Below are 11,740 nucleotides of genomic sequence, written 5' to 3'. Positions count from 1 at the left end.
ATCTAGTCCCGCATATTATTGAAGTTGGAGTTTACGCTAAGAGAAAATATGAAATTAAGTGGATTGAAATATAAGTAGGTCATTATGATCCTTCTGTCCCCAGTGACGAAATAAATTACCCCTTGAAGATTTTAGTTTATTTAAGTTATGAGAAGCTGGTGGTTAGCGCTTCGATATCTGGCCTAAGTGACAATTATCGTAATGTTCGTGGGGTAAGACAAGGATACTGAAGGGGCCTTCCTAAAACTATGGAAATGATATTAATTTGTCCCACCCCTGTATTGGAAAGAAATGTTAGAAAAATATATGAATTTCTAATTAGTTAAAAATTATGGCTCATTCAGGTAAGTAAGATAGTCTGGTGGATGAAATTTTAAATTTTTTTAAAATACGATTGTATATAATTAATTTATTAAGAACCACTGAAAATTTTTATGGCACATCCACAGCAAATTTCCTTTATTGAAGTCCTCTCTAAGAATATTGCTCATAGTTTTGCGGGATTGCATATATTAGAAATGGGATCTTATGATGTTAATGGCGGAATAAGAAAATTTTTCCCTGATAGTAATTACTGCGGGGTTGACCTGATTGATGGGCCTGGTGTTGATATTGTTGCTGATGGTCATTTAGTGAGTCATGACGATAATTTTTATGACGTAACTCTCTCTTGCGAATGTTTTGAGCATAATCCATTTTGGCTCGAGACATTTTTTAATATGTTACGTATGACAAAAAAAGGGGGGGTCGTGGCCTTTACTTGCGCGACCAAAGGAAGACGTGAGCATGGCACAAGAAGAACGGCGGCTAAGGATTCGCCTGGAACCCAAAGTGTCGGCTGGGATTATTATCGAAATCTTACAGCGAAAGATTTTACAAAAAATATTGAATTTAAAAAATATTTCTCATCGTTTTTATTCTTGATAAATAAAAAAAGTCGGGATTTATATTTTGTAGGTCAGATGATTGGATCAAATAAGGCAATACGATTTGATCAAGATTTGTTTGTTTCCGATTATGTGATTGCACAAGAAAAATTAGAATTAGAATTAGAAGAAAAAAATAAAATTTTAAAGAATCAGCTCGGTCATAAAAAAAAGTTTTTTTATGCAGTGTCAAATTTTATCTACGCCCCACAAAAAATACTAATATATTTGCCCGACAAGTATTATCAAGATTCGACAATTTTTTATGAAAAATTTATCGCAATCTTAACCAAGCCATTTAAGATAATAATTAAAAAATTTTTATGAAATGGTAAAAATATTTCGTAATATTTTAACGAAATCATTTCGTAACATTCCTCTTTCAATTTTTATTATATTTAGTGAAATTTTGATCTTAACCCAAAAATTTCCTCGGTGAAATTTTAAAATTGTTTGAATATTTTTTAGTATTAGGATTGACTCATAAAATGTTTTATTATTTCCAATTATTTTTTTTGTCGATTCATTGTTAAACGGCTTGTCATCATTCTCATAATAATCAAGACCAATTTTATTGGTGCTAACAAAATTCCCGAGCAAAGACAGTTCATTTAATAATAGATGATCTGATCCAACGCAACCATCAAATAATTTTGTCTTTAAAAGTGCGCTTCTATTAATTAAGCCATGAATAGCCACGGTTTCCTTGCAATTTATGGTATTTAAAAACCTTTCATAATAACTTTTTCCTGTACCTATTTTGTGGCAGGTTTCATATCTATGAACAATTTTAGAATTCTTAAAGATAACTCTTGAGTGAGGAAACACAATGAGAATTTCAGGCTTTTCGTTTATTATCCAAAGTGCCTCGGAGATGAAGTCATTAATAATATAATCATCTTGACACTGAAATAGTATGTAATCACCTTGTGCGTCAAATATTAAAGCATTCCAGTTTTTATAAATTCCTACATTTGTTACATTTTTATTTAAAGTAACGTTGTTTTTTTTGTTGCTGGCATAAAAATTTTTGCAGAATTCATATGTATTATCATTTGAGCAATCATCTCTAATAATTATTTCATATGAATTAACGGGTATGTTTGACAGTTGATTCTCTAAATGGGTTAATACGCTTATTATCTCGTCTTCGCAATTGTATAGCGGTATTAAAATAGAAAGCTTCATTTTTTATTAAGGTAATTTGTTAATTTAACTACTAAGTGTAACTATGATAAATGTTTGGTAGCCTATATATATTTTGGGATCTAAGGATCCTGGACCCACATGCCATAGTTTTCATGAGCTACCAACTTCTTAGTTAAAAAAATGCCATGAGGTTTATATACTGGACTGTCTGATTTTATCGGATCAATTTCATTTAGAAAATCTGGCTCCCGTTGTTAATTCCTTTTGCCATTCCGCCACAAACTCAGATGGGGTTTAATGATCTGGGTTTGAGGGTATGATGATTGAGTTGTAGCGCTCTCACTATTCTTCACCCCTTTATTATAAAGTCTATTTTCTTAGCATTTTTAATCTTTAATCTCGTGGGCTCAAAATGAAGCGATCCCTCCACATCGTCCTCGGCATTGTCTTATTGGCAAGCTTCTCCTTAGTCGCCCACTCCCAACAGGTTCCCATTTCACCTATCAATGCCCAGTTTGAGTACGACCTCAAGATCACGGCTGACCCTGACAAACGTGCCGCCTATCTTAAGCAATCTGGCGAAGCCCCCAGCCCTTATGAGCAGGTCTATAGTTTGATTAAGGGGTCAGTTTCCGTAGCCACCATCGTGGATAAGGTGGATATCGGTAAAGATAAATACCGCATTAGCTCTATTGGTACTTTGAGTACAGTCTTATCTACGGTACTTCAGGACCAAAAACTTATTCGGGATTCAGTAGGAACTATTGGTGCTAACGGTATGCTAACTAATACCTATCAACAAAAGAGTGGCAATACAGAGTTGCTCATCGCCAAGGTCGAAAAAAATATCTTGAACTTTTATAAAGTTTCTTCTCGCACTCCACCAGTAGGTGCAGCTCCTTATGCCGGTCGCCTACTCGACATGGTGACGGTAGGCTATCAATTTATGGGCCGTGATTTACCTGCTAAATCGATTGTTTTGCCGGTAACGGATGGTCGCTCTCTCAAGAGTTATGCCCTGGTACGTGGCGAGCCTTGGGAATTTCCTTTTGATGGCACCAAGGTAAAGGCAATTCGTTATTATAAGACCACCTCTAAAGATGACTCCGCTACCTTTGAGGTGTGGTTCTCTGAAAAGGAGCACGTACCTTTGCGCTCAGTAATTGGATTAAGCGACCAATATGGAGCAACCATTCAGGTGGATTTGAAAAAGATTCCCAAGCTTTAGAGCTGAAAGATTTTTATTCGAATGATGCACGTAAGACTATCAAAATCATCATTGGCTTAGTGCTAATCTTGTTTGTATGCTTCAGCATCCTCATTAGTGGATTGTGTCAGCTTACTCAAAACAATTCTGTGGATAGTAATCCCGTAGTGAGCGCCGTGTCTAATGCCTTGCCTGTAACAAACCCAATTCAAAAAAGTGCCGCGCCAGATCCTTTATCTTGGGAGCCAGTCTTACATCAATTGCTGCACTTTTTCTCGAAGGCTTGCCCGCGTTAAAAGGTATTTACTACTAGATATCCATTGTTGGATCTTGCCTGCAGGCACTCTAACAGTGATTATGGGCTCACCTGATTTTCTAGTGGCCAAGGATATGTAAACCACCTATGCTTGATTTGATTTGAAATGCCTGAGTTGGTTAGGCGTTTTTAAATCGATATCTTTAAAGATGAAGGTGTAGCGTTTAATATCCCTGTTATTGGGTTTGCCTTCAATAGCAAAGAGAAGTTTTGGATCAATTGATATGCCGCCTTTACTCACCTCAAAATTCAGATGAGGCCCGGTAGATTTTCCCGTGCTGCCGACTGTTGCAATTTGTTGTGATTGCTGAATGCTCTCGCTAGCCTTGACCAGTAACTTTTGGGCATGCCCATAGCGGATAATCATTCCCTGACCATGATCTATTTCAAATAGATTGCCATATCCCGGCGTGTAAGCAGCTTAGAGGACTGCTCCTTTGCCTGCTACGAGTATGCGGCTGTCTAACTCTGCCGAGATGTCTAAGCCATCATGGTTTTTATGCAAGCCGGTAAATGGTTCGATGCGATTCCCGTAATCACTAGAAATATTAGAGTTTTTAATTTCTTTTACTGAGCATAATACTGTGGGCTTGGCTGGAAGAGTGCTCAACATTGCCATTTCAAGAGATTGAGAACCATTCGCCTGAGTGCTAGAAGGTTTTGATACGGGCTCTGCAGACACAGGAGCGCTCAATGCAGCGTAGCTTAATAAGCCAAATATTTTAGCCTTACATTACTTTTGTTTTTGCTGCTTTTTTGGGCTTTATGAATAGCTGCTAGCATGAATATGCTTACTTTTAAGGCACTAGACTCAAGAACAAGTACTCAAAGAAGATAATGAGGTGCACCACACCCTGTAGAAGGGTAGTTCTGCCAATTGCCAATGTCAGTGCGCCAATAAAGAAGCTGAGATACATCAGCGTCATATTGAGTGAACTGATGCCTAGACTTAGCGGCAAGTTAAAGAAGATTGCAATCGCTGCTACTGTTGGAATAGTCAGTCCAATACTGGCTAGTGCTGAACCTAAGGCGAGGTTCAAACTGCTTTGTAGGCGATTGGCTCTTGCTGCTCTAACTGCGGCATAAGCTTCTGGCATTAATACCAGCATGGCAATAGCGATACCAACTATTGTCTTGGGGGCTCCAGCAGACTTAACGCCAACTTCAATGGCTGGGCTGAGTGCTTTAGCCAAGCCGACCACAATCGCAAGAGAAAATAGCAGCAGAAAAGCACTGACAGTAGTTTTTAGATTGCTCGGCTTATCAGCGTGGATGTCGCCATCCGTCTTTTTGCCATCCGCTTTAGGAAGATAGTAATCGCGATGACTAACTGTCTGGAAGAAAATAAAAGCACCATACAGGGCAAAAGAAGCAATGCCCGCAAAGGCAAGCTGACTCTTCGTGAAATCTGGTCCTGGCGCGCTCACAGTCACCATGGGCATCACTAAAATAAAAGTTGCTAAAGCGGTGAGTACCGATAGAGTAGAGTTTGTACCCTCATTGCGGAAAGACATTTCATGATGCTTAAAGCCCCCCATAAAGATGCATAAGCCAATTACACCATTGACCACAATCATGACGGTAGCAAAGACGGCGTCCCTGGCAATAAATTCAGCACCCTCATGGCCTGATAGCATCATGGCGATAATCAGTGACACCTCAATAATCGTCACGCTAATGGATAGAACCAGAGTTCCATAAGGCTCACCCGTTTTATGGGCAATGACTTCGGCATGGTGCACTGCAGATAGAACTGCGCCAATTAAAATGATGCCCATGAGGCCAATAAACCAAGTTTGGCTGAGAAGATATGTCATTGAATGTATGTTTATAGGGGGTAGATATTTTCGCTAAGAAGCGTCATTGCTCGTTAATATAGAATGCCACTACTTTGTTTTACTCAATTGAGTCATTTTAAGGTGATTTAATTGGTTCAATAGCAGTACTTTTCTTCCGCCTCTATAAGGATTGATATGAAAGCCTTGATTCTGTTTGGCCACGGCGCCCGAGATAGTCGGTGGCGCGAGCCATTTGATCGATTGACCTCCTTATGGAAGGCCCAGCATGCTGGGGTGCCAGTGGAACTGGCCTTCTTGGAGTTAATGCAGCCCAGCTTAGAAGAGGCAATTGCATCCTTGGTAGCTGCTAGTGTTAATCATGTGGTGGTGGTGCCAGTCTTTTTTGGCCAGGGTGGTCATTTGCGCAATGACTTCCCGGCATTGCTTGCCGCCTGCCAGGAAAAGTTTCCAGCAATTACTTTAAGTGCTACGCTGGCTGTTGGGGAGGACGAGGCTGTTTTGCAGGCGATTCTAGATTTTGGTGCAAGGGCACTTTAAGGGTTTTGCCGTCTTGAAAATAACCCCAGGCATCATCTGCTGATTTTTATTATAGTCAAAAGGATCGCCTGTAATGCGTCTTAGGCATGCTCGTTTGGTGACAGATGCATGGATTATGAATCTTAGGATGAACAATTTTCCTGGAGCCACTCTTCAAAAATATTTGTTAGTGTTTAGAACTGCAGGCAATAAACATCTGGAATTCTTAATGCAATTTGCTAGGCAATAGCAGTCTAAGCAGTTTTTAGTCGGACCTCTTGGGCTTGATTTGGGCGCTCGCTTGAGGCCACCTCTTTTAGTGCTTCACCAACCATAATCAGTGCAGGTGAGCTGCTATCAAACCAAGCATCTGCTTTACCGTCGGCCAACTCTTGTAGGGTGCTGCTCCAAAGCCGCTCACGTGGTGTGCTGACTGCTTCCAAGATTTGCACGGGCGTATCTTGCTTGTGAGTACCACTATGTTGCCCTTGCTCAATTAATCGCTGAGCAATTTTGGCGGCATCTTTGCGACCCATGTAATACACCAATGTATCAGCGCTGGGATTGGCGATGGGTTGTCCAGCAGGGAGATTTTCAGTACCTTGGGCTAAGGTAATAAAAGCAACACTTCTACTCACTCCTCGTAGAGTTAATGATTGCTGAATGCTGGCAGCACCAGCCAAGGCTGCAGTAATACCAGGCACTACTTCGACTGCAATACCTGCAGCCTTCAGCGTTTGGATCTCTTCATCAGCGCGGCCAAAGAGCATAGGGTCGCCACCTTTTAGACGCACTATGGTTTGGTATTTCTGGGCGGCATCCACTAAACGCTTATTGATAAATTGCTGGACAGACGAGAGCTTGCCACAGCGTTTACCTACGGCTACTTGAAGCGCTTGTGGGCAAAGAAGGAGCATTTCCGGGTCGACTAGTGCGTCATAAAAAACAATATCGGCTTGCTCTAGTAGTTTTGCGCCGCGCACAGTAATGAGATCAACGGCACCTGGGCCAGCACCAACCAAGAATACCTTTCCAGGTGTTCTAGTGGCATTGGAGTTTTTTAGCGTTGTCATGTGAACTTTGGATTTCTTGCTCAAGCACTTACAGTAGCGCGTGTTGTTCTGAGGCCGCGCCAACTATTCTGGGTAGTTACTGAAAACAGATCAAATTGTCTTAGGGCAACATCCGTATTTTGATCAGGGCGTAATGCAAAACTATCAAAGCCAACGCGAGCACCTTGTAGGAGCTGATCAATGAGTACATCACCAATCGCCCGAATCTCACCAGTCCATTGAAAGCGATCTCGTAATAGAGCTGCAGTACTAAAGCTTCTGCCATCTCTGAAAATAGGAAAGTGCGCACCTACTAGAGGCCATATTTTCTTGCCATCTTCCACGAGGTCTGCGTGCTTCAAAATGTCATCATCCGCTGCAAACCAAACACCAATTTGGCCGGCCTTTGCTTTTTCTTGAATATCTGCTTCTTTATGATGGGTAATCCACCAGGCAAAGGGAACCAATACTTTATGAGCGCCATACTCTAGGTCTGGCAAACCACCTTCATCTTGGCTGCCACTCCAGATCAGCCATTCATTTTTAGCGAGTGTTGGCTTGCCGTTCTTTGGAAAGTGCAAGATTTGCTCATGTGAAGCAATGGCATTGGTAGCGCTGATATTGAGTTGACTCACGCCACTTCTCCAACAGTCTCAATCTTCTCTTTTTGCTTAGTGTTTTCTTTCTTGTTCTTGTAGGCGGCCTCTTTAAATGGCGCCATACCCAGACGGCGATAACTTTCAATGAAAGACTCGTCCTCATTGCGTTGCTGGGTATAGCTATTGATGATGTTAGTCATGACATCCGGAATTTCATCAGCATAGAAAGAGGGTCCGATTACTTTGCCAATCGCGGCATCATTGCCTTGCTCGCCACCTAAAGTGATTTGATACCACTCCTCACCATCTTTATCGACCCCGAGCACGCCAATATTGCCAACGTGATGATGGCCGCAAGAATTGATGCAGCCTGAAATATTTAAGCTGATATCACCTAAATCAAATAAGTAATCGAGATCATCAAAGCGCTCTTGGATCGCCTTAGCAATTGGTAAGGACTTGGCATTTGCTAGTGAGCAAAAGTCACCACCAGGACAAGCGATGATATCGGTGAGTAAGCCAATATTAGGTAGAGCTACTTTTTGTTTTTTCGCTTCTTGCCACAGGCCATAAAGCTTAGCTTGCTCTACATCAGCCAATACTAAGTTTTGTTCGTGAGTAGCACGTAATTCACCAAAGCTATATTGATCGGCTAAATCAGCAATGGCTAACATTTGTGCAGTAGTGGCATCACCAGGCGCCACAGTGCCATGGGGTTTGAGCGACAAAATCACGCTGGCATAGCCATCAACTTGATGAGATTTCACGTTACGCTCTAGCCATTTTGAGAAAGCGATTTTTTCTGTTGCGCTGGCAGTATTGATTACTTGCTCATCAGAGAGTTTTGGCAAGCTCTTGTAATCAGGCTTAGTAAAGTGCTGAGCAACACGATCCCACTCTGCTTGAGTGAAGTTGTCATCACCATTTTTGATGTATAGCCATTCGCCTTCAACTTGGCGAGCAAATTCTGCAGGGCTTAAAGCCTTGACTAAAATCTTGATGCGAGCCTTATAGAGGTTGTCACGTCTACCAAAACGGTTGTAAACACGTAGTAAGGCGGTGAGATAGCTTGGTAGTAGCTGCCATGGCAATTCGGACTTGATGAGCGAACCCAAAATGGGTGTGCGACCCATGCCACCACCTGCATAAATATCAGCAATGAGTTCGCCCCGAGTATTTTTCTTGAGTTCAATGCCTACGTCATGGCATAGTAATATGGTGCGATCTTCTTTGGCACCGTTGATGGCAAACTTAAATTTGCGTGGCAAATGTGCAAATTCAGGGTGCAGTGTTGACCATTGACGTAGTAATTCACAAACAGGACGTGGATCTACATACTCATCACCAGCAACTCCGGCAAAGGCGTCACTTGTAATATTGCGAATACAGTTGCCGGATGTTTGAATAGCATGCATTTCTACTTTGGCAAGTTCAGCCAAAATTTCGGGAGTGTCTTCTAAGGTAACCCAGTTGTACTGAATATTTTGCCGAGTAGTGAAGTGGCCATAACCTCGGTCATACTTTTCAGCAATGAACGCCATGGTTCGTAATTGCTTAGAATTAAACAAGCCATACGGAATTGCCACGCGCAGCATGTAAGCATGGCGCTGGTGGTAGAGACCGTTTTGCAGGCGCAAGGGGCGAAACTCTTCCTCTGCTAGGCTGCCATTCAGACGCCGGGCAACCTGGTCTCTAAATTGGGCAACCCGTTGATCTACCAGGGTTTGGTCAATATGGTCATATCTATACATAAGCCACGATTGTCTAGGGATTTTGATATTGCTACAAATACTTAAAAGTCGTTTCCTTATAGCAATTTAGATATAAAGAGCCTGAAAACCTATTCAAACCTCAAAAGTCTGCATCAATAGCTTTGAGGGGGGGGGGGTTAAAAGCTTATTGCCTTCTTAATGTATTTAAATATACAATTAAACATATATTTAATTGGAGGCTTTATGGAAAACCTATTAACATCTCTCACAGCATCACTTACAGAGCTGAGGGAGCCGAATAAGGTGATTGCCAGGGCCGGTAATCAGCCCGTAGCGATACTGAATCGTAACGAAGCTATTGGCTATTTTGTGCCCAAAGCTGCTCTGGCCGATATTGAATTGAAACTTGCTTCAAAGGATCAAGTGACTGAGTTTATAAGCTCCAAGTTACCGAAGATCGATCACGTCTTAGATTACCTTAAAGATAAGTAATTAATGGCTCAATTTGTTGTCATTGATGTTGAAAATGTCGTATTGATTCATGATGCGGTCATTGGTAAAAAAGAGTTGCGAGGCTTAGCAAAAGATAAATCCTTAGAGGCTACGCTAGAGAGGGTGCATAACCGCTTGCAGTATGGATTTATTTCGGACGCTTTTGACTTGGCAGCATGCTACGCAACTTTTATCGCTAAAGGGCATTGTTTCAATGATGCGAATAAAAGAACATCAGCCGCAGTCCTATTTTTTATATTAACTGAAAACGGCATTGAGATTAATTTTCCAACTCTTGAGTTAGGCGATTGGATTATTGCAATTGCTTCAGATATAAAAACTGAGGTTGAGCTAGCTGGGTGGCTTAGGAGTCATAACACCTAATTTTTTGCTACAACCGAAATTCCCGATAGTGCTTATACAGATTGGCAATCGATGCAAAGCCAAGAATGACGATCAAGATTGAAAAAGCATAGTCAACCGTTAAGTAAGTAAAGATACCCATTGGAATGAGTATTGCTGCTCCAATAAAGGCAGCAATAGAGCCCAGTACAACTAACTTAAAGTTTGGAATGAAAGCGCCTAAAGTAATTGCAATAAATACAATGTATAAATCAGATACAAGCTGATCTGCTGTTACAAATACTGTATTTGTAAACTCAGGGTTAGTAAATTTACCCAATACTGCAATCACCAAAATGCTGGCCAAAATAGCAAAGTTGAGTTTTGCTTTAATAAAGATGGCTTTGAGTTGATCGTTCATATTGATCACTGCGTTTTATTAAGAAGTACTACCGCTAAATACGAGACTCATACCAATCCATAGCAATATAAAAGCAACGAGGATTGTGGAGCCAATTTTCTTGAGAAAGTATTCAAGAGTATCCATATAGGCTTCATCGCCCCGGCCAAAGTATTGATCAAAACGTTTCCATACAAGGCGACCCACCACGATTGGTAGGAGCATGGCAACAATGCCAAAAATGATGGTGAAAGTGTTATCCATAAAAGCTTCTTTCTTGCTAAATACAAATCCTGATGGGTCGGCCCTATCCACTATTTAGGGAGTAAGTGCCGCAAAGTCATACAGGATACAGGGGTTGTCGACTAGGATGGATTTTCTGAGATTTTCATCTTGAACCCAAGACCCTAGTAGGTCACACAGATCAGCATCATGGGGCATCTTTCGCTTGACCATCACATGTGGCCAATCGGTGCCCCAAACTAGCCTATGGGGGTTTGCCTCAATGACCGCATCGTTAAATGGGCGCATATCGACATAAGGCAGATCGCCATCACAAATTCGATAGGGACCAGTCATTTTGACCCAAGCACGGTTACTTTTCAGGAGATCTAGAAGCCCCAAAAACCCCTCATTCTTAAACCCATGTTTGGTATGGGAGTAACCAAAATGCCCCAAAACCAAATCTACTGGAAAGTTTTCAAAAACTGTAGCCAGATTTGGATATTCATTCACATGCATCAGTAGCTCTAAGTGCCAGCCAAAAGGTTTGATACGCTCAGCCAGCATTTTTAGATTTTGTATGGGCAATCCGGCTGACTGATCAGCAACATCCACAATATTGCAGCGGATGCCGCGTACGCCAGATGTATGAAGGCGCTCTAACTCTTCATCACTAATTTCATGCACATCATTAGAAATCACTGCCACACCGCGAAACTTTTTTGGATGGACTTTTAGTGCTGCGAGCATGGCTCGATTGTCTGTGCCGTATACACTCGGTTGTACTAGCACTGCGCGATCAATACCTAACATCTCTAGTAGATCTTGGTAATTATTTAGCGTGGCATCGGGTGGCGTATAGATCCGTGCCTGCGAATACGGAAATTGATTGGCTGGGCCACATATATGTGCGTGGCAATCAACCGCCCCAGCCGGAAATCTAATCTGTGGCGATCGGATTTCTGAATCAGGGGCTTGGCACAGCGGTGCTGAAACGGTTTGAGTCAA

At 41.7% G+C, this 11,740-nt stretch carries 14 protein-coding genes and 1 pseudogene; 5 read left to right on the top strand and 10 right to left on the bottom strand.

Features of this window, described 5'->3' with window-relative positions:
* The first annotated feature begins 434 nt into the window (after positions 1 to 434).
* A complete protein-coding gene (locus tag ICN17_RS01215; RefSeq protein ID WP_216235789.1) occupies positions 435 to 1,253 on the top strand; it encodes a class I SAM-dependent methyltransferase in 819 nt (272 codons plus the stop codon).
* Here the strand turns inward: ICN17_RS01215 and ICN17_RS01210 are convergent.
* Positions 1,248 to 2,114 (bottom strand): glycosyltransferase family 2 protein, encoded by an 867-nt coding sequence (locus tag ICN17_RS01210; RefSeq protein ID WP_216235787.1) that lies wholly within the window; start codon positions 2,112 to 2,114, stop codon positions 1,248 to 1,250. The two genes, ICN17_RS01215 and ICN17_RS01210, sit on opposite strands and share 6 nt — an antisense overlap.
* Positions 2,115 to 2,487: 373 nt before the next feature.
* On the opposite strand from ICN17_RS01210, the gene ICN17_RS01205 reads away from it, so the two are divergent.
* On the top strand, positions 2,488 to 3,303 hold the full coding sequence (locus ICN17_RS01205) for a DUF3108 domain-containing protein (RefSeq protein ID WP_216235785.1): 816 nt from the start codon (positions 2,488 to 2,490) through the stop codon (positions 3,301 to 3,303).
* Between the two features lie 380 nt (positions 3,304 to 3,683).
* On the opposite strand, the pseudogene ICN17_RS01200 reads toward ICN17_RS01205, so the two are convergent.
* The 3 genes and pseudogenes from ICN17_RS01200 to ICN17_RS01190 form a co-directional block, all read right to left on the bottom strand.
* Positions 3,684 to 4,001 (bottom strand): annotated as a pseudogene (locus ICN17_RS01200) (M23 family metallopeptidase); the annotation flags it as partial.
* An 18-nt stretch (positions 4,002 to 4,019) separates the two neighbouring features.
* On the bottom strand, positions 4,020 to 4,292 hold the full coding sequence (locus tag ICN17_RS01195; RefSeq protein ID WP_216235783.1) for a hypothetical protein: 273 nt from the start codon (positions 4,290 to 4,292) through the stop codon (positions 4,020 to 4,022).
* A gap of 103 nt (positions 4,293 to 4,395) precedes the next feature.
* Complete coding sequence (locus ICN17_RS01190) at positions 4,396 to 5,415, bottom strand: calcium:proton antiporter (protein WP_216861782.1); 1,020 nt, start codon at positions 5,413 to 5,415, stop codon at positions 4,396 to 4,398.
* 156 nt (positions 5,416 to 5,571) lie between these two features.
* Between ICN17_RS01190 and ICN17_RS01185 the strand changes: the two genes are divergently transcribed.
* Positions 5,572 to 5,934, top strand: a complete 363-nt coding sequence (locus ICN17_RS01185) for a sirohydrochlorin chelatase (protein WP_216235781.1) — start codon at positions 5,572 to 5,574, stop codon at positions 5,932 to 5,934.
* A gap of 233 nt (positions 5,935 to 6,167) precedes the next feature.
* Here ICN17_RS01185 and cobA read toward each other — a convergent pair whose 3' ends face one another.
* From cobA to ICN17_RS01170, 3 genes are read right to left on the bottom strand one after another with little or no spacing between them, the layout of a single operon-like run.
* Complete coding sequence (gene cobA / locus ICN17_RS01180) at positions 6,168 to 6,986, bottom strand: uroporphyrinogen-III C-methyltransferase (RefSeq protein ID WP_216235779.1); 819 nt, start codon at positions 6,984 to 6,986, stop codon at positions 6,168 to 6,170.
* Between the two features lie 20 nt (positions 6,987 to 7,006).
* Positions 7,007 to 7,600, bottom strand: a complete 594-nt coding sequence (locus ICN17_RS01175) for a DUF934 domain-containing protein (RefSeq protein ID WP_216235777.1) — start codon at positions 7,598 to 7,600, stop codon at positions 7,007 to 7,009.
* Positions 7,597 to 9,315: a nitrite/sulfite reductase gene (locus ICN17_RS01170; RefSeq protein WP_216235774.1), complete on the bottom strand. Its 1,719-nt coding sequence runs from the start codon at positions 9,313 to 9,315 to the stop codon at positions 7,597 to 7,599. Before ICN17_RS01170 ends, ICN17_RS01175 begins: the two co-directional genes overlap by 4 nt.
* Positions 9,316 to 9,519: 204 nt before the next feature.
* Between ICN17_RS01170 and ICN17_RS01165 the strand changes: the two genes are divergently transcribed.
* Positions 9,520 to 9,768: a prevent-host-death family protein gene (locus tag ICN17_RS01165; RefSeq protein ID WP_087909036.1), complete on the top strand. Its 249-nt coding sequence runs from the start codon at positions 9,520 to 9,522 to the stop codon at positions 9,766 to 9,768.
* Positions 9,769 to 9,771: 3 nt separating this feature from the next.
* Positions 9,772 to 10,152 carry a type II toxin-antitoxin system death-on-curing family toxin gene (locus ICN17_RS01160; protein WP_216235773.1) on the top strand — a complete coding sequence of 127 codons (381 nt, stop codon included), beginning with the start codon at positions 9,772 to 9,774 and terminating at the stop codon, positions 10,150 to 10,152.
* A gap of 7 nt (positions 10,153 to 10,159) precedes the next feature.
* On the opposite strand, the gene ICN17_RS01155 is transcribed toward ICN17_RS01160, so the two are convergent.
* Genes ICN17_RS01155 through ICN17_RS01145 form a run of 3 tightly spaced genes read right to left on the bottom strand, consistent with a single transcriptional unit; the run spans position 10,160 to position 11,740 of the window.
* The gene (locus tag ICN17_RS01155; RefSeq protein WP_216236614.1) at positions 10,160 to 10,531 is read right to left on the bottom strand and encodes a hypothetical protein; all 372 of its coding nucleotides are present in this window, start codon (positions 10,529 to 10,531) and stop codon (positions 10,160 to 10,162) included.
* An 18-nt stretch (positions 10,532 to 10,549) separates the two neighbouring features.
* On the bottom strand, positions 10,550 to 10,774 hold the full coding sequence (locus ICN17_RS01150) for a hypothetical protein (protein WP_216235771.1): 225 nt from the start codon (positions 10,772 to 10,774) through the stop codon (positions 10,550 to 10,552).
* A gap of 54 nt (positions 10,775 to 10,828) precedes the next feature.
* Positions 10,829 to 11,740 carry an amidohydrolase gene (locus ICN17_RS01145; protein WP_216235769.1) on the bottom strand — a complete coding sequence of 304 codons (912 nt, stop codon included), beginning with the start codon at positions 11,738 to 11,740 and terminating at the stop codon, positions 10,829 to 10,831.

The sequence above is a fragment of the Polynucleobacter sp. 73C-SIWE genome (assembly GCF_018882465.1).
In the GTDB taxonomy this organism is placed as follows: Bacteria; Pseudomonadota; Gammaproteobacteria; order Burkholderiales; family Burkholderiaceae; genus Polynucleobacter.
Note: the sequence above shows the minus strand (reverse complement) of the source record. Positions and strands in the feature narration are given on the sequence as shown.